This window comes from Psychrobacter sp. WY6 (assembly GCF_018448495.1).
Taxonomy (GTDB): domain Bacteria; phylum Pseudomonadota; class Gammaproteobacteria; order Pseudomonadales; family Moraxellaceae; genus Psychrobacter.
Genome location: NZ_CP049902.1, coordinates 1,631,706 through 1,656,560, shown reverse-complemented (window position 1 = coordinate 1,656,560; position 24,855 = coordinate 1,631,706). Strand labels below are relative to the sequence as shown.

Sequence of the window (24,855 nt, the reverse complement as noted above, 5' to 3'; positions counted from 1 at the left end):
TTTCTAATGTTGACACGTTTGTTCAAGATACTCATGGGTTATACAAAAATATAGCTGCATCAATGCGCAGCTACTATCAGAATATAGACCCTAAAAAAGCACTGTCAAAGGTGCAAAACAATAGGAAAATAGTGATACGGTTTTTGTTAAAAATAATGTTCAATTAAAGAAGCTATTTTAGCACAAATTTGCTGATTTAGGGGCGTCTGGCTGTTATTAAAATTAAGCAAAACAGCTGATTAGCGGTTTTTTTCACTCTAATAACAAGGGTAAAAACAACTTTAACGACATACTTGTTTTGATTGACTGATTTTGCCGTTTTTACAAACAAATTTACCATCTTTTGAGCAGTGAGATACGCCGCCCATTTTGCCCGAACAAGGTGTATTCTTAGCCTGTGCTTGACCGATCGGAGCTGTGATAAAGACACAGGCAATTAGTGATAATATTATCGATTTCATATTTTTCTCTTATTGATGATTAAATGATATTCATGAAAAAACTGCATCCAGTGGATACAGTTTTTTCGATAGTCAGGCTATTTTTTATGGTTAAAATGACCTCTATTAAGCAGGTTTAAATTCCTGATTAAAGAACTCACGTGTGGCTTGCGTACAAGCCGTACTGACTAGACCGCCGTGATAGTTGCCCAATACAGCAACGCTTGCAGGTATGCCTTGCTGTGCTCCTGCATCTACTACGCGTTGAAGATTTTGAACAAAGTTACTTTGAACACTTGTTACCACAGAATTAATATTCCATTGGTTCATGGACGCCTGTCCAATAAGTTGAACATTAGAATTATCAGGACGATCATCAGCTGTCGTCGCATCAACATCTAATACTGTCACGTTAACGGTAAGCGCTGGATTTTGTGCGACACTCCCTTGAATAATAGCAGCCATTGAACTGGTATTTAGGTCATAAAAAACCGTTGGATCTTGATTACCACCACATAGCAGAGTTGGCATTTTTGGTACATATCCACGTAGATCATTGGCTTTTAAGGCTTTTCGTAAGTTGTTTTGTGGATTGGCTGCTAGTGATGCTCCTGTCATCGCGATTAGGCTATCAGGGTTCTGTAATGCATCTGCGACATAAGCGGTACGGAAGTCTGTTTTGATCAGATAATTATCATCCGCGAAGCCAATAGAAGCAAAGGGAACGGTAGGCGCTGGTAGAAGATCAAGCGTGGGATTGTTTTCAGGATCTTTTTCAAACAGCGCATTATCAGGCAGTTTATTAGCAGCGACCAACTCACCAAAGCTCAATAAACTTGGTAATTGTGTGTTTGCATAATTGGCAGTGAATATATCAGCAGTACTATTATAGACATTGCCATACGCATTTTGGAGACCAGATGCCAGTAGCGGTGCAAAACGCGATGCACCGATATTGACGTTACCCGAAAATATTGCATCACCAAACGCTGCCAGTGCATAAGGCCCTGATAAAGGTGCAATGGCAGTGACAGGCTCATCATTTTTCTCGAACATTCTTGCAGTTGCCATCGCCACATGCCCACCCTGAGAGTAACCACTGATGAATAACTTACCAGAGTCATCAAGGTTGGTGTAGTCAGGATCATTAGCGCGTTGTTGTCTTGCAATGATGGTACGGGCACTGTCTAACGCATCAGCCATGTCAGTGGCTTGTTGCTCAGCCACAAGGTATGGATGGTAATCAAGATCAGACTCATCGTAACCAGCATAGTTTGGTGCAACGACGATGTAGCCTTGAGCCGCAAAGTTGGCAGCGATTAATGTCGCCTCATCAGCTGCTGGATTTTGAGGATTGGCGACTTGACTAAAATCGTAGCCTTTGTCCGTAGTTGTGCCATGGGCATACAGCAAGATAGGTCGATCGCCTTGACAGTCAGCACTGTCGCCACTTGGTAGCATCAAAGCTGCTGTCGCGTTGGTACGCTCACCCGCGGCTCCTACTGTCGGATAGCTAACTTTTTCGATTTTGATATCGCATTTGGCATCAGGGGTTGCCGTACCATCAAGACCAAACTGGGTATTTATTTGCGCGGTGTTAAATGAGCTGATTGATTTAACTGACGTCGCAGAGTCAGAGCCTATGACAGTATTAAAGTCATTGTCATTGTCATCGCCACAACCGACCAGCAGCAAACTACTGGCAATGGCGACCGATAATAGGCAGCGCAGCATCACAGGCTTGCCCGTCGTAATGGATACTGATTGATGGGTACTGCTAGATGATTTGTCATTTATAGCGGTAGTAGATTTAGATACGATCATGGTTGCTGTCCTTAGCGGTGGTAGATCAGACGTTTGCTGAGAGTCCTTTACAATAAAAAAATTCAGTATGGCAGACTCTTTTTATTGAATGGTTTTTATTGAATACATTGAAGTATCAAATATTTTCAATAAAACTTACTCAATAATTGTTTCTTAAACCTTACTACTTATACCGTAAAATATTGTGAAAAGCTACTGGAAAACGGGTATTTAATGGCATCTTTGACGCTATGGTAAAGCTAGTATTGGCGTCAAACCTAGCTTAGCTTTTGTCTTTGTTGTACGATGTTCCAAAATACCACCCTAATACAGATAGCGCTTTATGCAAACCCATAGTGAAAGTACCAAAGAACATGACAACCAATCGGTTGATCTGACACAAACAATCGACGCATCAGGCGATATACGTGCCGATCGTAGCTTCGATGCGATTGCGGATCATTTTGAAAAAAAGGTCTACGGTGGCTTAAAAGGCGATATTCGATTGGCGGTGCTACGCCGTGATATCTTTGAATATAGCGCGCAAATGAGTGAAAGCCTTGGGCGACCTTTACGTATTTTGGATGTGGGTGCAGGGCTCGCACAGATTGCAATAGAGCTGGCAGCTCAAGGTCATACATTGGTCATCAATGACATCTCAGCCAATATGCTAGAAAAAGCGAAAGCGAGTGCCGCGCAGATAGACGAAAACCTCGATATCACATGGTATGTTTGCCCCTATCAGGAGCTGCCAGAAAAATTAGACAAAGAAAAGCATGAAAAGTTTGATTTAATCATGTGTCATGCGCTGCTTGAATGGTTGGCAGAGCCCGCTGCCGTGATGGACTTTTTTGATCAGCAATTAACGGATAATGGTGCGCTATCTTTATGCTTTTATAACCCAGTAAGCTTTGATTATCGCAACCTGATCATGGGGAATTTTAACTTACTCGATAATACAGAATACAAGGCGGACAACAAAAAAAGCCTCACGCCCAACCATCCTGTCGCCAAAGAAGAAGTTGAATCTTGGTTGACGGCGCATCATTATCAGACCATACGTACCAGTGGTCTGCGCGTATTTCATGATTATGCCCCGCTTAAGCGTGGTGGTCACAATGACCCAGAGGCCGTGATACGCATGGAGCTGCGCTACTCGCAATTAGAGCCGTATAAACGGTTGGGACGTTATTTGCACATATTGGCGACGCGATAAGCGTAAGTGCAAGCACCTGTTTTTTGGAGGGAGTTTTAATCAATATAATCGCAGCAGTGTAAAATAGGTATAAAGTAGATACAAGGCAGCCAAGCGTCAATAGCATACCGTGTGCATGTCGCGAGGTTAATTTCCTAATCCTTTATAAATGCTTTGATTATAACGACTATTCTGTCTCATCAACTCTCTCTGATCTATCATACTCTGACCAAGTCGTCGCATTGATGTCTTTTTCATCAAATACCACGACATGCTCTAGGATAGGTAAGATACCAATCTGCGATCCAATCTCATGATTATGGTGACTGGCGACTAAAGACAGTACCGTTTGCCCGTCGTCAAGTTGCAAGCGATATAAATAGTTGGCACCGCGAAATACGCGTCCAACGACTAAAGCGGTTTGTGTGCTCTCATCGTCATGAATGATATCATCAGGGCGCACCAACACCTTAATCGGTGTGCCGTTAGGATAATCATACTCGCAATACTGTGGGTACCCTGATTCATCATACACTTCCATACGCCGATAGATATCGCCTAATGCCGTCTCAACATGGCCTTCTTTGATGATGCCATCTATCATCGCGCCTTCGCCGACAAACTCGGCGACAAAAGGACTGATTGGCTCATGATATAGCTCGCTTGGGGTTGCCCACTGTACCAGCTTGCCTTTATGCATCACCCCCACTTTATCAGCCAGTGCAAAGGCTTCGTTTTGATCATGAGTGACCAATATTGCCGTGGTATTGGTGCGTTTAAGAATATCACGGACATTCATTGCCAATGATTCACGTAGCACCACATCTAGATTAGAAAACGGCTCATCGAGTAGTAATAGTTTTGGCTTTGGGGCTAATGCACGGGCTAATGCCACCCGCTGCTGTTGGCCACCTGACAGCTCATTTGGACGTTTGTCAGCATGCTCAGACAATTCAACCAGCTCTAGCATCTCAGCGACACGGGCTTTTTTGTCAGCAGCAGACCATTTATTCAGACCAAAAGCGATGTTTTTTGCCACGCTCAAATGCCCAAACAACGCATAGTCCTGAAACACCATACCCATACCGCGTTTGGCGGGTGCGACTGCATACGAGTTGCGGTCAGTTTTATCAGTAAGACATTGATTGTTTAAGAGAACCGTACCATCACGGCTTTGTTCCAGCCCTGCAATCGCTCTTAGTGCCGTGGTCTTGCCGCAGCCGCTATAACCCAAAAAGCAACCAATCTCGCCTTGCTTCAATTCCAATGACAAACCATTGACGATAATCGTATCGTCATAACCGACGATTAAATCTTGCACACTAAAATAAGGACTAGTAGCCGTAGCTGCCTCAGTATTTGTCTCAACATCTTGGCTAAAAGCACTACTTTTTTCTAAAGACTTACTAGGCTGGGCGGGCGACGTCTTAACTTGAGCAACTGGTAATTTTTTTATATGCTCCAGTCTTGCCTTCGCCTTTATTGACTTGGCATTGATTGATTTAGAGTCTGCTGAGCCTTTCATTGAATCAGTGTACATAGACGGTACCAGTTAGCTATTAGTAAATAAAACCCATAGATAAAACAGTGAAAACAATCATAAAATGGAGCGTTATCGGATAATGCAGATTCACTCTAAAAACACCTTAACCTTGCTTATCGCTTTGACGCAATAATATCCAAACAGGCAGCAGCCCAACCAGCACAATCAATAAACTTGGCAACGCAGCTCGTCCCCACATGCCTTCGCTGGTCATCTCAAACACCCGCACCGCCAGCGTATCCCAGCCTTGGCGACGCGTCATTAACGTAATCGGCATCTCTTTCATGACTTCAACAAACCCCATCAATAGTCCTGTCAATATTCCTGGACTAATGACAGGCAACATCACTTGCCGCCAGCGCTGGTAAGGACTGTCACTCAGTAATTTGGCAGCCGCTTCTTGATTGACCGTTAGTCGCTGTAGCTGTCGATCAACTGGCTGAAAACTCACCGTCATAAAACGCGTTGATAATGCCAATAGCATCACTATCACACTGCCTGATAATACTTGCTGCGTGGTAATCCCAAAGGCAATCATTTGGTTGTCTAGCCAAGCAATTGGGATAAAGATGCCCACTGCCAATACTGTACCCGGCACCACATAACCCAAATTTGCCAAAGTAGTCATGAGCTTGGTCAATTTATCAGGATACTGCCGCTTAATCCACGCAATAATAATCGCCAAAAAGGCAATAAAAATCGTGGTCATGCTAGCAATCATGAGGCTGTTGGTCACAAAATCAATATAGCGCGCATCGAAATCTTGGCGAAAATTCAATGCCGTCCAGTAGATAAGCTGCAAAAATGGGATTAAAAAAGCGCCAGCAAACACCAAGGTACACAGCAATGTCATACCCAATTTCGCGGGCGTGCTGGCATCAAAACGCTGACTACTACCTTGAGTCACATTATTGCCGCGCTTGGTTTGCCAATACTGCTCAAACAATACCACAATAAAGATCACACCGATGAGCAAAGCTGCCAATTGTGCCGCAGTGGTCAAACTAAAGAAGCCAAACCATGCTTTGTAAATAGCCGTGGTAAAGGTATCAACATTAAAGACTGACACGGCACCAAAGTCTGCCAAGGTTTCCATACTGGCAAGCAATAGTCCGCCAATAATCCACGGCAAGGCTTGTGGTAATGCCAACCGAAAAAACACGCGGCTACGGCTTAAGCCCAGCATTTGTCCTGCTTCAATCGCGCGCCTGCCTTGCGATAAGAACGCTTGACGCGCCAGCAAATAGACGTAGGGATAAAATGCTAGGGACAATACCAAACCTGCTCCCCAAACATTACGGATCGAAGGAATCGCTGTATCAAAGCCTAGGTCGCGCAAACCTGTTTGTAATGGTCCACTAAAATCAACAATACCAATGGTGACAAACGCCAATACATAGGCAGGTATCGCCAGCGGTAACATCAGCGCCCACGAAAAAAACCGCTGTCCAGGGAAGCGGTACATACTGGTTACCCAAGCAAGCGCTGTGCCAATAGTGCCAGACACGACCGTTACCATCAGCAATAAAATCGCGGTATTTTTAAGCACTTGCGGCAGCACATAATCTGCCATGTGCGTCCAGATATCAGCAATTGGCTGCGTCCAAGATAGCAACACAATCAAAATTGGCAAAAGCATAAACGACGAAATCAGTCCTAAGACTGATTTTGAGATAATACGTTTACGGACGGCGTGGTCTTGGCTGACAGTCTGCTTGCCATCAATATTATGATTATCCATATTGTTGGCATTAGCACTATCATTGACTGTATCGTTTTGACGTACAGACGCGTCTGGCGTTTTGATCATATCATTATTACCGTGTCATACGCATAAAGACCTTATAACATTATACCAAACTCAAAAATACGGCTAAAAACACTGTCTGCTTTGAACATAAACACTATCATTTAGCCTATCAAGCTTGATACTCGTGCTTGATAGGCATTGTCATTTTTGAGAAGGGTATGACTGTCAATACCTTATTTATAACCTGCTTTGTCCATCAACTGAATGGCTTGGGTTTGTAGCTCACCAAACTTTTGCACATTGATATCGTCTTTTTTGAATTCACCCCATGATCTGAGCATTTCTGACTCATCAACCCCTACTTTTACTGGGAATTCTTTGTCTGAGCTGGCATAAAGACCTTGCGCCTCATCAGAAGACAACCACTCTATCAGTTTAAGCGTCCCATCTGGATTGTCTGAACCTGCGACCACACCAGCACCTGAAATATTTACGTGTGTACCAGTCGTGCCTTGGTTTGCCCAAAATATTTTCACAGGGAAGTTAGGTTTTTCATCGAGCAGACGACCGTAGTAGTAACTGTTGGCAATGCCCACTTCACACTGACCAGCAGCGATGGCTTCTAGCATACTGGTATCATCACTGAACACGTCAGTAGCTAAGTTAGCGACCCAACCACGGACGATTTCTTCGGTTTTCTCTTCGCCTAAATGCTCCATCATACTGGCCACAAGCGACTGGTTATAGACCTTTTTAGAGGTACGTAGGCATAACTTGCCTTTCCATTTTGGATCGGCTAAATCTGCATAAGTAGACAATTGGTCGGCACTGACTTTACTTGGGTCATAAAAGATCGTACGAGCACGCAATGATAGCCCTGTCCACTGACCTTTTGGATCACGATATTTGGCAGGAACGTTGGTCTCTAACACAGTAGAGGATACTGGTTGTAACAAGCCTTGCTGAGCCGCTTGCCATAAGTTACCCGCATCAACCGTGAGCAGCATATCGGCTGGCGTGTTCTGACCTTCAGCTTGCAAACGCGCCATGAGCGGACCTGTACTATCTGTGACCAGCTCAATCTTCACACCTGTCTGTTCGGTATAACGGTCTAGCAATGGCTTGATCAGCTGCTCATTTCGCGAAGAATAAATAGTAATCGTTTGACCACCTTCACTCGTAGCACCATCATTAGCAGCTGGTTGCTCAGTAGCCGCCGCTGATGTCTCCGCCTCCACGCTCTCTTCTGTTGTAGATGAATTGCTACAACCAGCCAGTCCCAACATCATGCCAAATACGGCAACAGGCAAGATAAGCTTAGTAGAAGTTAGGTTAGCGCTAATGGCATTCAATGACATGGTTTTCCCCATAATGATGCTACGAAAAGGTGAGATAAATAGACGAGATGACAATAAGATAAGACGGCGCTAAAGACCTCTAACAATAAGGTTCAATCACGCGATAATCTCTGAAACAACATACTAATAGAAATGAGATTAATTATCAATACATTTGTTTAACTCAGAAATGCACCGATAATTTGGCTCAACTGTCACTTTCTAAGTGATAAATTTATAGATCTTCATGGAGTAATGTATAGATTTCCTAAGTGATGGCATGTCTTAATTATCTTTCAATGATCTGCTGATTCACGACAGCAACCATTGACCTAAAATCACATTGACGGCGGCTTCTGTACGCAGGATACGCGAGCCTATAGTGACTGCCGCGCAACCTTGAGTGGCAAGCAGTGCTATTTCATAATCAATCCAGCCGCCCTCGCTACCGATACAAACCAGACTTGGTAATCCTAACGATGGCGGCTGTTGTAGATACTGTGTAAAGGATAGCTCACTATACGGGTGCGCCACGATGGCTCGATTGGTTACCAAACCTGCCAGCTCATCTTCCACGAATGGCTTGAAGCGTTTTTGTAAAGTGATACGAGGCGCGATGGTATCAACCCCTTGTTGCAGCCCTTCTAATACAAACTCATCAAGGCGCTCAAGCATCGGACTTTGCCAATAGCTTTTTTGCGTGCGATAGCTGTTGATTAGGATAATATCGCGCACCCCAAGCGCGGTCATATCCATAATTAAGCGTCGTAGCACTTTAGGACGCGGTAGTGCCAACACAACGGTCAAATCTAGCTTTGGTGGCGGCGAAGTGGTGAGCTGAATATCACGCAACTCAATAGCATCAGAGCGGATGCTCTCAATCACAGCAGTGCCCAAATGACCGCCCATTTGACCGATTTTCAGCGTATCACCAACTTTTGCTGTTAGTACTTTATTGACGTGATTTATTTGTGATAATTCATCAATATATGCCGCATCCGAAGAGAAGTTTTCAATGGGTAATAATAGACAATTCATAGCAGCTCTTGGCTTGGTTGTTGAATAGCATGCTGCTCGACAACCTCTTTAATCATGGTAAATTGGCGGGTCAGTACGGCTTGCTGTTGTCTCGTCATTCGCGCGCCAGCTTGCCCTGCTTGTGCCGCTACCTCAAGATCACTGAGCCAAGACACTAGCTGCTGATAAATGAGCGCTACCTCCTCTTTAGCGGCAGGCTTCTTACGAGAGGATTGTTGATTCGTATCATCATTAGTAGTAGCCGCACTAACAGTAACGGGACGATAGAAAACATTGTTTGGCTGATATAACGCGCCGACCTCCGCCAATTTATCCACCACGCTTTGACAAGACTGCGTATAGCGTCCCATGAGTACAGGCGTTGCCACACTCGCTGGCTCAATGGGATTATGTCCACCGACATCTACTAACGAGCCGCCGACCAGTGCCACATCTGCCAACTTATACCACGTCATTAGCTCACCCATGCTATCAGCCAGATAGACTTGTGTGTCTACATGAATGCTATCTTCTGCACTACGCCGTGCCATTGTTAAGTCAGACGCTTGAATGAGCGCTGCTACTTCATCAAAACGTTCAGGATGTCTAGGTACAATGATAAGCAGCGCATCAGCGAGCGCGGGATGAGACAATAGCTGTTGATGCAATGATAATGCCGTCTCTTCTTCGCCACTATGGGTACTTGCGGCAACCCAAATCGGTCGACCAGCGATATTCATCTCTTTTGCTAATGTGGACTCTTTGGCCGATTCAGAATATTGGTTTGGTACGCTAGAATTTTCTGTATAGTTGTTTTCTATATCAGCCGCTTTATCTTCAATTTGAGGCGTATTAATCACCCATTTGAGTGAACCTGCGACACGAATTTGCGCGCTATTCGCACCCAATTGTCGAAAGCGTTTCGCTGAGTCGCTGTCTTGGGCGATAATCAAAGTCAGATTTTTCATCATGCTGGCACTGACCGCAGCAATTTTTTGATAACTTTTAAAAGAAGACGCTGACAGCCGACCGTTGACCAAGATACTGGGAATACGGTGTTCGGATAATTTGGTTAGGATATTTGCCCACAGTTCCGTTTCTACAAACAGAGCAGCGATGGGCTTGACATGCGCCAAAAAAGCCTCAATCACAGTTGGGCTGTCGACAGGTACGTAGCTATGGCTCATCCGACCTTGAGCAATATCATCGGCGAAACGGCTAGCACCGCGAGCAAAACCTGTCTGCGTGGTATTGGTTAGCCATATTTGATAGCCATCAGCCAATAATGTATCTAATAATGGCGCGACGGTATTGGTCTCGCCCAATGACACCGCATGACACCAAATAACGCCTTTATCAGTTTGCGCATTAGTCACTTTAGCCACTGGCCGCGGCGGATATTGTTTGCCAAAACGCTGCGCCACTTCTTGTTGATAGTTGTCGCGGTTGTGTGAGCGTTGCCAAACTTGGAGTCGATATAGCGGCTTAAGTAAGCCAATGGCGCACTGATAATACAAAGGCGCAGTATAAACAGTGCGGCTGGGCAACGATACTGGGTCAGTCGCTTCTAAAGCACAATCAGAGGATATAGGAGAAGATGGCATAAAGTTGCCCAGATTAGTAATGGCTTAAATAATATAGTCAATTCACTATAAAAGAGTGACGGCATTCACCTCTTTAAATTAAATCGACTATAGTAAGGTGACGGTAAAAAATGCGCCAATTCTACCTGAATTTAGCGATTAACAATACGCTTTACAGCGTGTTGCCATAAAATATTTTAGACAATAATTAGGATCAATATTGCCACTACGAGTATGGCGGCGAATAGCAGCTGATAGCGCTTCATGCTATGTTGCTCTTGTTTTTGTGTCGTTATCAGCGCTTGCGCCTGTTGCCATTGCCCTACTACGCTCGCCGCTTCCGCGTGTCCATTCTCCGCTGCTTGCTCTAGCCAATACTTGCCAGTATCTATATCTTGCGCCACGCCAACCCCTTGGTAATACATCTTGCTTAGTAGGCGCTGCGCACGACTGTCATTTTTGCTGGCTGCCTGCTTAACCCACTCAGCACCTGACGCTGTAGCAGCACCCTTATCAACCGCTAATCCTTCACCAAGTAACTCATACATTGCCAAATGTAGCATGGCAGCGCTATTACCCGCATGCGCCGCCTCTTGTAGTGTTAATAACGCTTGCTTTTTTGTCGTCAAATGACTCTCTGAAAAGCGCATTTGCGTGCGCGGCTGACTTTGCTTGGCAATATGCTGTTCTAACTGCTCTAGCACTTTATGGGCTTGCTGATATTCACTATTGCCAGCCGTTTGAATGACCTCTATGTTATCCAGCTCTACGAGTAGTTGCGTAAAAATCGCGGGCGTTGGCAATTCTTGAGGAGAAGACACTGACGATGGTAGTGGCTGCTCTAATACCGTATTTTCTGAGGTCGTATGAGGTTGCACTGTTTCTGATTTAGACAGCACAGGCTTAGTTTGGTTCTCTTGCTGAGACAGGTTCTGAGATTCTGGCACATCATGTGGCGTATGACTCAACCCTTCTTTTTCTAACGGTTCCTGACTATCAACCGTTTTAATGCGCTCTACACTAGCGCTTGTATTTGGTGTGCTGATATTAATGGCTGGTGTGATCGAATTAGCAACGTGATTGTCGTGCGCATGTGGCAACCTTGCGCTAACCGCTTGATACAGACCACTAGCCACTTGACCGCCTTGTACCGCCTTAAACGGCCGATCAATATGACCAAATAGACGCATCCCTATCGGCTCTATTGCAAAAAACAATGACGTAACGCTATTAGCATCAGCCGACTGACAATAGACAACCGCCAGATGTTGATAAAAATCATCGGTTGTAAGAGCCAGTTCAGGATAGCGCTTATGTAGCTCAAACTGTCCATACCAATGCGGCGTATTTTGCCATTGCTGTGCCAATACTCGCCCTGCATAAAACGCCAAAAATACCATAAAGTTACGATAGCGTTCATCGAGCAATAATGTCTCTTCATGCCATCGACCAGTTTTAACCATCTCACGGCGTATGTGCGACAGCAGCGTATCGACTCGCTGTAAGCTGGCCAATGACTCATCTAATATACAATCACGAAGCTCGCTTTCGTAAGCAATGCCACCAGCGATAGGACGATCCGCTAGAAAGTCTTGCCAATAGCCTGCTGCAATATAATCAAAGGGCGTTAGAGGTGATGCAGACGATGCATACATAGACAAGCGCATCCTTTATCGGGATAAATTAATAGTAATAAAAATAAGGTCATCATGGGACTAAACTGACATCAGTCGTTTACCTTACCCTAAAATCGAAAATGCTACAATAAAGGACTAAATAAGCGTACCACATTATCAAACAAACGCTCTGCACCATGGCGCTGTTGCCACTGCTCTAAACTCAAAAAACGGCAACTTTGTAAGTAGACTTCTTGACAATCAGCCACTTGAGCGACCATCTCTGGTGTATAAATGGCCAAGCTCACTTCCATATTTAGATAAAAACTGCGCATATCGATGTTTACAGTACCAAATAAACAATAATCATCATCGATAACCACTGTTTTGGTATGCAACAAACCACCCTTAAACAAGGCAATCGTCACGCCTGCCTCGAGCAGCTCTTGATAGTAGGCTTGTGACGCATGCTGTACAAGAAACGAATCCACCTTTTCAGGGACAATCAGCGTCACCTCAACTCCGCGTTTGGCAGCGATCGTTAATGCTCCTGAGAGCGCCTCGTCAGGTACAAAATACGGTGTGGTAATGCGAATGCGTTTATTGGCGCGATGAATAACGGTCACCAATGTATTGTAAATCACATGGGCCGTCACTTGCGGTGCGGAGGGTATCAGCTGCGCCAGCACCCCTTCTACCATCGGCATCTTCGGTATCACAATCGATGTCGAGCCAATATTTGGCTGCTCATGATAGTCCACCTCACCAGCCAATACCTTTACCCTACTGTTTAAATCATTAATGGTTGGGTTCATCACATATAGTTTACGAGTATAGCCATTCACTCGCTGATTGAGCGCGTCTAAATTATCGTTGTTTTCCGCACCAATATCCGTGGCCACCACGATCGCCATGGCGGTCGTAATACTAATAGAGTGTTGACTGGTCGTGCGTATCGCCACATCGATCCACTGTCCAACGTTTTTATTTTGTTTAAAAAATCTTGGATCGACCAAGTTAAAGCTACCGATATAGCCAATGTGCTCATCAATCACCACAATTTTACGATGATTGCGCAAGTCAGAGCGCTTAAATAGCGTTTTAAATAAACCCACTGGTAGTGACTGATGGACAAAAACACCTGCTTTTTCTAATGTACGATGGGCGCTACTATTAAAGAAACTAAAGCTGCCCACGCTATCGGCCAATATATGACACTCAATACCACGCTGCGCTGCCGCTGACAGTGCCTCTATCACCTCTAGTACTTGTCCTTTAGGATAAACAATATAAAACTCCATCAAGATAATACTCTGAGCGGCATTGATATCTTCGATTAATCTCTGAAAAATAGTATGAGGATCTGTCAATAGCTGCATATTGTGATTAGGAAGCACGCCCAGCCCCGTCCAACGCGTGCCTATTTGACTGACACCGCGGTAGTTGGCTGGCAGCAGCTCTTGTCCCTGATCAAAAACCAAATTCTCACGCCGTGCCATATCATCCATCAATAAGCTTGCTTGGTCTACCCGTTGACGATAGCGCCGCCCTATCATCGGCTCACCCAATAGTATATAAGCGATGAAACCAAAAAGAGGCAAGGTATAGAGCACAGCAATCCAAGCAATAGATACACCGATATTGCGCTGTACCGACACAACACGTAGCGTCATTACTATCATGAGAACAATATGCAATACCAGACCCAAGCCTGCAAAGTCTCCCCAAGACCAGGTCGTAAAAGTTTGTTCAATAGTGGAATTTTCTATGCCCGCCTCCAACAATCAACATAAAATAAAGCATGAGTCGTAAAACACCCTCAATAGTATAGTAGTTTTTGACCATCAAACAATGACTAACCATAATAAGTTTTTAAGCAGCAACCTTAGTAAACACGTGCCTCAGACTACTATTAATAATAGCTTTCAGACAGTATTTTCAATTATTTTTCAAAATAGTTAAAAAACTGTTTGACAGCCATGTGTAAATCTATATAATACACACCCACAGCAGCAGAGCTTAGTGACAAACTTAGAGCTCAGTTGATGTTGAATAAATTGCTTAGCAATTGTTCGAAGGGTGATTAGCTCAGTTGGTAGAGCGTCTGCCTTACACGCAGAATGTCGGCGGTTCGAATCCGTCATCACCCACCACTATTTAGTATAGCGTTACTCTCAAGTAGTAGGCTAAGTGGTTAAATAAACTAAGTACGACCTAAGCAGCGGTAGTTCAGTTGGTTAGAATACCGGCCTGTCACGCCGGGGGTCGCGGGTTCGAGTCCCGTCCGCTGCGCCATATTTAGTAAAAAGCTAAAACGAATTTAAACTGTAAAGTTTAAGCAAGTTTCGCCTCAAACATTAGATTGTTTGAGGTTTTTTTGTGTCTATTAATTCTGCCATACCTCTATTCACTTTCCTCTCATATCATTTGTTTCAAAATACCCTACCAGCGCTTTTCACTACTCTGAATCGTAATAATTATTGCTAGTGGTTGAGCCTACCAACTAATTCAACATATCTCCTTGTTTACAAAAATAATAAAGCTGACCATTTAGTCAGTTAATTTAATAAAATCATAAACTTAGGTAATATCAAATACTTAGAAGGCTTGATAGACCGTTTTTCTTAGCCAGCTTATGGTTGTCACTCATTATAAAACATGCTTAACTGTTTCAAAGTGTTAAGAATTATTGCGGATAATATAGCCAACAGAGCATTTTTTATACTTTTGACAATACTTATATTGATAGTATTTATCTTCATTATTTTAGATTACTATCAAAAATTGACCGCGCTTCGTCTTTAGCAGCATTGACCCGTTTTGACAGGAAGTTAAAACGCGCTTCTGTCATATACCCAGCCTGCTAGGATGACCCACTCTATATAAAGGAATATTACTGTGCGTTATCACTTATTTGCAAACCTGCCACTGGCTAGCCAATTATGTAAAACCAATATTCAGAAAAAACTGTTTTTTAGTAGCTCATTAACCACCGCTTTAGCCGCGATCGTTGCCTTAGGTACGATGAGCAGCAGCCATGCAAAGGTGCTTTTCACCGATACCAGTCTTTCTGTACTGTATGGCAATGACTATGAGCTGGTAGAAGACGGAGAATTGACGACCATCACTCTGGAGCACGCATCTACCCACAGTTGGGGCGGCGTATTTTTCTTCGTCGATCGCCATCAAGGCGCAAATGATATTGAAAACAATAGATTTAAAGAAACGTATGGTGAGTTTGCGCCCAAGCTTAAGCTCACAACTTTCGATGATAGCTTTATCAAACAGCTCAATCTAGCGGGGCAATATGAGTTTGGCTCGAACAGCAAAGGCTTTAGCCAAGACAACTATATGATAGGACTAGGGGCAGATTTGAATGTGCCTATTTCAGGTATGAAGTACGCCTCTGCTTCCCTATATCATGTCTTCAATGATAATACTGATGATGACCAGCAAATCACCTTAACTTACGGTTGGGAGAAAAATAACGTTGTGGTCGATGGTTATGTAGACTACTCTTTTAACAACGACGACTTAAAAAACCAACTACATATCAATCCGCAAATAAAGTATAACTTACAACCACTATTAGGCATTGATAATCGCTTAGAGGTCGGTATGGAATATAGCTATTGGAAAAATAAGTATGGCAGTGATACGACTCAAAACGTGCCTAGCGCTCTAGTGAAGTTTCATTTTTAACCAGTCTAACTGGTTTGACGAATAGTTCTAAAACAGCTCTTAACTCTTTCTTAATAAAATAAACAGTTTGTTAATAAAATGAATAGTCCTCATGCAAAATTGACAGCTTGCATGAGGATTTTCATTTTATATTTGATAAATTAACCCTTAGGATTCCACTGATTCTCAAGCTGGATACGCATTCATACGTTTTATAAGGCTGTTACGACGTATAACTACTGGCTATTTATAGCCGCTAAACAATCATCTTTAACTGACTTTATCAATGGCTATGTTTCAAACTTATTCAGCATTTTTTATTATAAAAGGGACAAAATATGGAATATAACCACATACTCAGACAATCATTGGGCTTCTTCCCCACTCCATTGATAGAACTCAGCAGATTGAGTAAAGCGCTTGATGGCCCTACTATTTTTATGAAACGAGATGACAACACGGGACTGGCATTGGGTGGCAATAAAACCCGTAAGCTTGAATTTATCATGGGTGATGCCCTTGCTCAAGGTGCTGATTGCGTGATTACGGCAGGTGCCGCACAATCAAACCATTGTCGCCAAACTGCTGCCGCAGCGGCAAGCTTGGGACTTGAATGCCATTTAGTATTGGGTGGAGAAGAACCCGAACAAATAAGTGGCAATCTTTTATTAGACAAAATTTTTGGATCGCATATTCACTGGGCAGGCGCCAATCGCAAAGGAGAAGACATTCCTAAAATCGTTGAGCAGTTAACAAAACAAGGCAAAAAACCATATGTCATACCCTATGGCGGCTCCAATGAGCTGGGTGCTTTAGCGTTTGTAGAAGCTTTTAAAGAGTTAGAATCGCAACGCGAAAGCATGAACCTATCATTTACTCATATCGTTTTTGCTTCTAGCTCTGGGGCAACACAAGCCGGTTTGATGCTTGGAAAAAAAATACTTAACTCGCCCGCCCAAATCGTAGGTATCAATATCGATAAAGGCGAAACAGACAAAGTGCCTTTTGATCAGTATACCGTCGCGCTTGCCAATAGCACGGCCTCCCTTATCGGTGCCGATCATCAGTTTACAGAAAGCGATTTAACACTCAACTCTGATTATGTGGGCGAAGGTTATGGCGTGGTTGGTACATTAGAAAATGAAGCCATTGCTATGACGGCCCAAACAGAAGGCATACTTTTAGATCCTGTCTATACGGGTCGTGCGATGGGCGGACTCATAGATATGATTCGGTCTGGCAAAATCAAGAAAACCGATCGTGTCTTATTTTGGCATACGGGCGGTGCACCAGCTTTATTTGCCTACTCAAGTGACTTAGATATGATGAAAAAAAATGGATAAATAAATTTTAACGCATTAACTCAAGCTATAGGTATTAACTGCAATCTTATGAGCGTTGATTCAGCCGGCTTACACTAGCAATCAGCGCCACCATAACCACTCCCATAATGATGAGAATCCCAGACATCATGTGCGCTGCCTCGTAATTTAGTGCCTCTACTTGCTCGTATATCGCAATCGAGACCACTTTAGTCTCATCGGATATACTACCCCCTATCATCAAAACCACGCCAAACTCACCAATAGTATGGGCAAAACTTATTAAGCTGCCGAGTACAATACCGACACGCGCTTGTGGCAGAGCGACTCTGAGAAACCGTTTGAAACGGCTTGGCTCCAATAAATGTGCCACTTCCATCACGCTTTGTGGAATACGTAAAAATTGGGCGTAGACAGGCTGAATATAAAAAGGCAAAGAGTAAATAATCGAACCAATGACAAGACCTTCAAAGGTAAATATCAAGGGGCTGATATTATGTTCGCTAAGCCATTTACCAATACCGACACTAGGGCTTAACAGTAATAAAAGATAAAAGCCAATGACGGTAGGCGGCAAAACCAATGGCATGGCAATGATGCCCATAAGCAAGACTTTAAGACGTGCCACAACTTGCCTACGACTGGGCTTAGCGAGCCAATAAGCCACAGGCGTTGCGAACAGTAATAAACAAATGGTAGTGACACCAGCAAGCTTAATACTTACCCAAAACGGACTAAGCATATCGGACATAAGAGACTGGTCTATCATAATGTCACTGCTCGTTGCCCTTCGTTATGAGGATAAAGGATCTATTGTATCTAATATTAAAATATTGAACAGACAAATATAATGCCAGCTCTTATAAATAGCGCGTTGATAAGTAAAGCACATTGATAAACAAACAGTGTAGCGTTTATCAGTCACAGTATCAGTCTGCTTGTGTCCATATTATTTATTAAAATCTGACAAGATTATGGTCTGTTGCAAAATAATCATAGCGTAAAATAAAAAAGCACCTTAATAAGGTGCTTTTTTATTTTATTCACTAAGCTCATCGTATTTGATATTACCATCAAAAATGATGGTTAAAAAATTTCTTTTAACACGCTAATATTAGGGCGTGTCTTCAATTCACTCGATAGTCCTCTAAATGGGCTAAAAATGGCTAAATCTTGCCAAACATCGTCAAATAGCTGGTTAATATCCCGATATTATCTGCGCTATTTTCCTTGTTTGACGGCAATTTATCTCATTTTTATCACCATTTTTGAAATGAAGACACGCCCTAGAATCAATACGAGTCAAAATCAGCGCAATCAACCTGCTTCACCACGAAGCTAACGATGACGCACTACGCTGAGTAATAAAGCCGTCTGGAGTCTGACCATTGTCAGCTTGCCAGCGCTGAAACGCCAACCGAGTATTGGTACCCACGATACCGTCAGCGCCTTTAGTGTCATAGCCTGAGTTGGTCAAACGCTGCTGTAAATTTCGTACTTGAGCTGTGGATAATGGACGCTCATAACGCGGCCATGATTTCTGTAATCCGCCTTGTCCAGCAAGCGCTTTACCCAATAAGCTGACACCTAGCGCATAGCTCGATGAGTTATTATAAACCTTGATCACATCAAAGTTTGGACTGAGTAGCAGTACAGGACCATCCTTGCCAGCTGGTAGCCACAGCTCCATTTCAGTATTGGCATCCAAATAAACATCAGCTATCGTATCAACGCCCATCGCCGCCCATCTCGCGGCAGGCTGCTTACTACCAACCATGGAGTAATCGAATGAGGCAGGAATAGTTGCTTCGTAAAATGGCGCTAGACCTCGAATCCAACCTGAGTTGCTCAAATAATTAGCGGTGGACGCCAGTGCATCGCCCGTTGCCCACGGGTTACGGTGACCATTACCATCGCCATCCACTCCGTGCTTCAGCCAAGTATCAGGGATAAACTGCGTCTGTCCCATGCCGCCTGCCCAAGAACCATCGAGCTGCGACCAAGACACATCACCGCGCTGCAATAGCGTCGCTAATGACAACAACTGAGTTTCGGCAAACTCTTGGCGACGACCATCATAAGCCAGACTCGCAAGTGAGCTTGGTATGCTGCTATTACCCGTCACCACGCCGTATGACGACTCCATGCCCCAAATGGCAGCGATTATTTCTGCATTGACACCGTACTGCGATTCTAATTGCGACAAAAATGCCCGTTGCTCGGCGAACTTACGCTTACCAGTACTCACACGCCCATCAGATACGGCAGAATCGACATATTCCCATGGCATCTTAGAAAACTCTGGCTGTCCTGAGTCGAGCGAGATGACTTGCTGATTTAAATAAGCGGTATCAAGTAAACGGCGCACCGTCGCTGCATCATGGCCTGATGAAATCGCCCGCATAGAAAAATCCGACTTCCAATCAGAAAAGCTGTTATAGCTTGGCTTTGCCACTGGCTGCGGCTTGATGACAGGCTTCGGTGCTGGCTTCACTTGAATGGTTTGAGTTTGGGTAATCTGAACGTTGCCTTGACGCACGGGTTTGCTAGGTTTTTGCATCGCCTGTTGGCTGGTACACCCAACCATCACTAACGCAGGAAACAGAGCAAGATATTGTTTTTTTAACATCATAAAATTCTCAAGTATGAATAAGTAAAGCGACTCAAATAAACCGATTTAGTTAAGGTGGTTTCATTCAAGCGCTCTGAATAAAGCCACTAAACTTGCCAAATCAGTCACAATTTGGCATCACGTTTAACGCCCTAGTACCGCACGTGGATCAATAGGATTGCCATTTAAGCGCACTTGGAACTCTAAGCCGACCTGATTGGTCTGGCCACTGTTACCCATGTTTGCAATGCGCTGACCGCGCTGTACAGCATCGCCTTCTTTGACCAGTAGCTGACTATTATGCGCATAAGCGGTGATGTAATTATCACTATGACGAATCATAATAAGATTGCCATACTCTGGCAGACCATCGCCCGAATACAGTACCGTGCCAGATTGGCTAGCAAGTACGGGATCACCGATATTACCAGCAAACCACATACCCATCGTACCCGCTGCCGCATCAAAGTTACGAGTCACTTGATTGCGACTTGGATATTCATAGCCTGACGTTGCGTTAGCCGTCACTTCGTATACAGGGCTTTGTGAGCTATTATTAGGCATGCTCGTTACAGGTGGTCTGTACGGTGGCTGTGTCGTTGTAGGCGCGTTATAACGATTGTTATCGGCTGGCGTACCTTGCCACAGCTTGAGCCATTGACCACTATAAATCGTATATTTGCTGTCCAAACCATTGAGCGAACCGATTTGACGGTAACTGAGACGATAGCGCTCAGCAATTTGGCTGACCGTATCGCCACGCTGTACGCGATGGTAGTTAGGAACGCCTTGTGCATTGGTAATAATCTTCGGTCCCGCTTGGTTGGCTGATTGGTAAGTAGGCTTGGTTGCACAGCCCACCATCGTTAACGTTGCTGCTGTTAAAGTACCTATCAATGCCACTGTTGCAAAGCGCGATCCAGCAATAAGCTTCTTCATACAAGATTTCCTATTCTTTATGTTACTCACAAACTCCTTGTGTTACTCACAAGCATTTTGCTAACTTTTATACCGTTTAGTATTTGGCAAATACCCTTATCAATCACTCGATAGTAAACCATTTTCTAAGGCGTGTCCTCATTTTGAAAATGGTGATAAAAATGAGATAAATGGCAGCCAAATAAGAAAAATAGTGCAGATAATATCAGGATATTGACCAGCTGTTTGACGCATTTTGGCAGCGTAAATTTATAGCATTAACGCCGACAGCGTTTTAAGCGTGTCTGCTGGCGTATGATGCAGGCGCACTGGCGATAGACTAATATAACCCGCCGCTACCGCTTGATCATCCGTCATATCTGTGGAGGACTGCAAATCTTCAGTTTCTAATGGCAACTCATGTGGGCGTTTACGTAGCGACAACCAATAAGCATCACGCCCACGTGGATCGACCACATGATGTACAGGACGCGCAATCTGACGGTGCCCTAACGCCGTTATTTTCCGACCTTTGATCTCATCAGCACTATCCACATCAGGAATATTAACGTTTAATACATGATAGGGCAAATTTTTGCAAGCATCTAATATCGGTGTTTCTATGAATAATTTAACAATTTCAGCTGCCGCCATTTGATAATGACTGGTCTGCTCTTGCCCTTCTCCTTTGACGCCGCCGCCCACTAGGGAGGTCGCAATGGCAGGTATTCCAAAGAGCTGTGCGGTTAATGCAGCACCAAAGGTACCCGAAAATAAAACATCTTGACCAAGATTGGCGCCAGAATTGATACCAGTAATCACACAATCAAAACGCGTATCAGGATACAACTCATGCAATGCCAAATGTACACAGTCCGCGGGCGAACCATTTACCGCTATAAAACCAGAATCCAATTGATGAGTATATAATGGCATCGAGAGGCTCAAAGCACTCGCGCAGCCACTTTGCTCACTATTTGGCGCAACCACTACCACCTCTGCAATAGCAGACAGGGCTTGATATAATGCCAATAACCCTGGTGCATAAACCCCATCATCATTACTAATTAAAAATTTCATTTTCACTCAATATACTCATTAATGACCGCCTGTCCACTTATGAACTTTAGCCGCATAAAATTGCTATAATCAGACCCGAAAATGGTGGTTAGATTGTGTGATAATACTGTTGACGCTGACATCCACATTGGCTTTTTCTACATAAATAGTATTTATACACAGCATTTGGCAAGCGCCAAATAATAGCTGAATTTACTATAAAAGTTAAAAAAGCCATACCGCTATCAAAGTAAAATGACACTGTGTCTATATCACAGCATGGATATGAAAAAATTGATAGAGCAAAACGCGGATGCCACCATAATTTTGGGCGATTATACCCTAATAATACGCTGACACGAACCCTGTCTTTGCGCAGAATCTATCCAATTTATAATTTTATCACGATGATATCTGCATCAATAACAGCAAAAAAACTTGGCGTGACGTTACAATAGGCAACACCTTACAACAATACAAACTTATATTTTTATGCTGACGTAACTTATGAGTCTATGCTGCTGATATGTTGCTCAAAAAGAGCTTTGGCTCACAAGATATCTACACATAAATCAATATTTTATGTGACTTTTGTTTTTTTACCCATTAACATATCACCATTAATTAAAGATAAGCGAGTGTAATACTGCATGAAAAATCAATCGATATTATCTATAGCTTCTGTGATAGCAAAGACGGCGTCCAAAATTAGTCTTGCAGGACTGGTAACGTCTGTTGCCATGCTGTCTCAAGCATCCTTTGCGGCGAATAATTCTGCTACAACCATACCTCTAGATATGTCTGGCATCAATGTTACTAAGCATGAAATTGCGGTCATGCAAGTGCTATCAGAGATATGTCCACCGATGCTCAATGGCAAACAAAAACAGCGCTTTTATAAATCTTATAACGTGCAGCTTCACGAGTTGATGCCGTCTTTAGAAGATCCAAAAGCTGCGATTCAATATCTATCCACTCAGCAAGATTATCGCCAGATATTACAAGGCATTCGTAGCTGGACAATGGGCTTCTCTAAACAAGACAACAAAGCTCTATGCGAAGATTTGGCGAATGCTGAATACCAGTAGTGGATCATCATAATTAAGCTCAACAATTACAACATTATAATTGGCTTACTTATCATACATCCTATCGTCTCCCCTACAATAAATATGCCCCAGTATTGATTCTAAATTGATAAAGTCAGCTATAATTAATGACAATAAATCATGGCATTATCTGTCTTGGAACGCTGATTATGGGCCATTTAGCGACACCTTATAAGCTTGTTCATCAGGCTTATAAGTAACAAAAAAGCTTACGACAATTCTGTTTATACCAACAGGATGACCGTAAGCTTTTTTATGACAGTCGAATTATTTCTATTCGAGACATTGTGGCAGTCCTAGTCTGAGCAAACGTTTACTTCTTACTACTCTTTCTTTTTAATCGGGTCTTTTTTTGCATTTATCGATTCCCCATCGGTTGGCATTTTGCTAAGATAAGGCGTTAATTTTATGTCTGTCGCTCAGCCATCACCACTCTTATTAATACATTGTTTTTAAACAGAATGTTTAAGACAGGCTACTTAAAATGATGCTTAAGATTTAGTGCAAGGTATAAGCGGTAGATACATTTGGTTTCATGATGCGGTGTAACGATATATGACAGTAAAGCGTGTAAAAAATCAGCTGGTGCAGCTGGTAGTCGGTGTGAGTATCTCTATGAGTGCAGTGATGGCAAACGCAGCCATCCAGCCGCCTGAGATGGATAATACCGCCTATGTATTGATGGATTATAATACTGGTGAGATTTTGGCACAAAAGAACGCCAATGAGTCGCTACCGCCAGCGTCTTTGACAAAAATGATGACCAGTTACATCATTGAGCAGCGCTTAGCATCAGGCGACCTCAAAGAAGATGACCAAGTCATAATGAGTCCAAATGCTTGGTGTCGTGGTAGTAGCAGCCAGTCTTGCATGTATGTGCCGGTAAATAAATCTGCGAGTGTTATCGACATGCTACGCGGTATTATTATTCAATCAGGTAACGATGCCTCAAAAGCTATGGCTGAGCATATCGCTGGTAGCGAAGCCTCATTTGCTATCTTGATGAATGAGCAAGCAGAAAAGCTTGGTATGAAAAATACCCATTTCGTCAACTCTACTGGTATGCCTGACGAAGGGCATGAGGCATCAGCACTAGATTTGGCCAAATTGTCACGCGCTATTATCAAGAATAGCGGCGACTATTATGGTATTTATGCAGAAAAAGAGTTCACCTATAACGGCATTACTCAAGGTAACCGTAATGCTCTACTTGCAACCGACCCAACCGTTGATGGTTTAAAAACTGGCCACACTGATGCCGCAGGCTATTGCTTAGCGGCTTCAAGCAATCGTGATGGCATGCGCTTGATTTCTGTGATTATGGGAACAGAGAGCCAGCAAGCACGTGCCGATCAATCACGTGAGCTGCTCAACTGGGGCTTTGGCCACTTCACTACTGTCACCAAAGCACCTGCTGGACAATTCGTCAGCAAAGTTCCAGTCTGGTTCGGTGAAGCTGATGAAGTCGAACTAGTCACTGCGGATAATTTGCAAATTCTAACCAGCAAAACGCAAAAAAATAAAATCACGACTGTGGTAGATATTCCTGAGAGCCTAGAAGCACCCATCAAAAAAGGTCAAGAAATTGGCAAAATGATGGCCGTTATTGATGGTAAAGCGGTGGCTTCAGTGCCTATTATAGCGACCAGTGATATCGAGCAGTCAGGCTTTATGAGCCGCACTTGGCAGCGTGTCGTACGTTGGGCACAAAATCTGTTTTAGAGAATATTAGTAAAAGCTATTTCTCAAGAACATTACTGAAAAAAAAGACGCCTCAAAACGGGGCGTCTTTTTTATGTCCTCATTCACCACAGAAATTGTATTATTCCTATAAAACAGCGTTATGAGAAAACAGGTGTAAACACGGTATT

General features: G+C 43.5%; 18 protein-coding genes and 2 tRNA genes. 7 read left to right on the top strand and 13 right to left on the bottom strand.

All coding sequences use genetic code 11. From position 1 onward, the window contains the following. Positions 1–281 precede the first annotated feature (281 nt). Positions 282–461 carry a YdcA family protein gene (locus tag G7Y90_RS08310; RefSeq protein WP_250163890.1) on the bottom strand — a complete coding sequence of 60 codons (180 nt, stop codon included), beginning with the start codon at positions 459–461 and terminating at the stop codon, positions 282–284. Positions 462–566: 105 nt separating this feature from the next. Beyond that, entirely contained in the window at positions 567–2,264 is a 1,698-nt protein-coding gene (locus G7Y90_RS08305) for an alpha/beta hydrolase family protein (RefSeq protein ID WP_250163889.1), read from the bottom strand. Between the two features lie 322 nt (positions 2,265–2,586). Here G7Y90_RS08305 and G7Y90_RS08300 point away from each other — a divergent pair, with 322 nt between their 5' ends. Next, entirely contained in the window at positions 2,587–3,459 is an 873-nt protein-coding gene (locus G7Y90_RS08300; RefSeq protein WP_201559887.1) for a methyltransferase domain-containing protein, read from the top strand. Between the two features lie 166 nt (positions 3,460–3,625). Here G7Y90_RS08300 and G7Y90_RS08295 read toward each other — a convergent pair whose 3' ends face one another. The 7 genes from G7Y90_RS08295 to G7Y90_RS08265 form a co-directional block, all read right to left on the bottom strand. Beyond that, positions 3,626–4,978 carry an ABC transporter ATP-binding protein gene (locus G7Y90_RS08295; RefSeq protein WP_201559888.1) on the bottom strand — a complete coding sequence of 451 codons (1,353 nt, stop codon included), beginning with the start codon at positions 4,976–4,978 and terminating at the stop codon, positions 3,626–3,628. Positions 4,979–5,084: 106 nt separating this feature from the next. Next, positions 5,085–6,791 carry an ABC transporter permease gene (locus tag G7Y90_RS08290; protein WP_201559889.1) on the bottom strand — a complete coding sequence of 569 codons (1,707 nt, stop codon included), beginning with the start codon at positions 6,789–6,791 and terminating at the stop codon, positions 5,085–5,087. Positions 6,792–6,964: 173 nt separating this feature from the next. Further along, the gene (locus G7Y90_RS08285; RefSeq protein WP_201559890.1) at positions 6,965–8,089 is read right to left on the bottom strand and encodes an extracellular solute-binding protein; all 1,125 of its coding nucleotides are present in this window, start codon (positions 8,087–8,089) and stop codon (positions 6,965–6,967) included. 291 nt (positions 8,090–8,380) lie between these two features. After that, positions 8,381–9,106, bottom strand: a complete 726-nt coding sequence (locus G7Y90_RS08280) for a 16S rRNA (uracil(1498)-N(3))-methyltransferase (protein WP_250163888.1) — start codon at positions 9,104–9,106, stop codon at positions 8,381–8,383. After that, positions 9,103–10,689, bottom strand: coding sequence for a 3-deoxy-D-manno-octulosonic acid transferase (locus G7Y90_RS08275; RefSeq protein WP_250163887.1), 1,587 nt, complete (start codon positions 10,687–10,689; stop codon positions 9,103–9,105). The genes G7Y90_RS08280 and G7Y90_RS08275 overlap by 4 nt, the downstream gene beginning before the upstream one ends. A 176-nt stretch (positions 10,690–10,865) precedes the next feature. Beyond that, positions 10,866–12,323: a tetratricopeptide repeat protein gene (locus G7Y90_RS08270; RefSeq protein WP_250163886.1), complete on the bottom strand. Its 1,458-nt coding sequence runs from the start codon at positions 12,321–12,323 to the stop codon at positions 10,866–10,868. A 104-nt stretch (positions 12,324–12,427) separates the two neighbouring features. Next, entirely contained in the window at positions 12,428–13,957 is a 1,530-nt protein-coding gene (locus tag G7Y90_RS08265) for a cardiolipin synthase (RefSeq protein ID WP_250163885.1), read from the bottom strand. 404 nt (positions 13,958–14,361) lie between these two features. On the opposite strand from G7Y90_RS08265, the gene G7Y90_RS08260 reads away from it, so the two are divergent. From G7Y90_RS08260 to G7Y90_RS08245, 4 genes are all read left to right on the top strand, one after another. Continuing rightward, a tRNA-Val gene (locus G7Y90_RS08260) sits at positions 14,362–14,437 on the top strand. A gap of 65 nt (positions 14,438–14,502) precedes the next feature. After that, a tRNA-Asp gene (locus G7Y90_RS08255) sits at positions 14,503–14,579 on the top strand. A gap of 603 nt (positions 14,580–15,182) precedes the next feature. After that, positions 15,183–15,986, top strand: a complete 804-nt coding sequence (locus tag G7Y90_RS08250; RefSeq protein ID WP_250163884.1) for a DUF5020 family protein — start codon at positions 15,183–15,185, stop codon at positions 15,984–15,986. 317 nt (positions 15,987–16,303) lie between these two features. Continuing rightward, positions 16,304–17,308, top strand: a complete 1,005-nt coding sequence (locus tag G7Y90_RS08245; protein ID WP_250163883.1) for a D-cysteine desulfhydrase family protein — start codon at positions 16,304–16,306, stop codon at positions 17,306–17,308. A 46-nt stretch (positions 17,309–17,354) separates the two neighbouring features. Here the strand turns inward: G7Y90_RS08245 and modB are convergent, their stop codons facing one another. The 4 genes from modB to surE all read right to left on the bottom strand — a co-directional run bounded on the left by modB (position 17,355) and on the right by surE (position 21,896). Further along, entirely contained in the window at positions 17,355–18,056 is a 702-nt protein-coding gene (gene modB / locus G7Y90_RS08240) for a molybdate ABC transporter permease subunit (RefSeq protein WP_250163882.1), read from the bottom strand. 558 nt (positions 18,057–18,614) lie between these two features. Next, complete coding sequence (locus tag G7Y90_RS08235; protein WP_250163881.1) at positions 18,615–19,919, bottom strand: lytic murein transglycosylase; 1,305 nt, start codon at positions 19,917–19,919, stop codon at positions 18,615–18,617. Between the two features lie 123 nt (positions 19,920–20,042). Beyond that, positions 20,043–20,837, bottom strand: coding sequence for a peptidoglycan DD-metalloendopeptidase family protein (locus G7Y90_RS08230; protein WP_250163880.1), 795 nt, complete (start codon positions 20,835–20,837; stop codon positions 20,043–20,045). A 249-nt stretch (positions 20,838–21,086) separates the two neighbouring features. After that, the gene (gene surE, locus G7Y90_RS08225; protein ID WP_250163879.1) at positions 21,087–21,896 is read right to left on the bottom strand and encodes a 5'/3'-nucleotidase SurE; all 810 of its coding nucleotides are present in this window, start codon (positions 21,894–21,896) and stop codon (positions 21,087–21,089) included. A 662-nt stretch (positions 21,897–22,558) separates the two neighbouring features. Between surE and G7Y90_RS08220 the strand changes: the two genes are divergently transcribed. Continuing rightward, complete coding sequence (locus G7Y90_RS08220) at positions 22,559–22,963, top strand: MCR_0457 family protein (protein WP_250163878.1); 405 nt, start codon at positions 22,559–22,561, stop codon at positions 22,961–22,963. 576 nt (positions 22,964–23,539) lie between these two features. Then, the gene (locus G7Y90_RS08215) at positions 23,540–24,706 is read left to right on the top strand and encodes a D-alanyl-D-alanine carboxypeptidase family protein (RefSeq protein WP_045444873.1); all 1,167 of its coding nucleotides are present in this window, start codon (positions 23,540–23,542) and stop codon (positions 24,704–24,706) included. Positions 24,707–24,855: the final 149 nt, after the last annotated feature.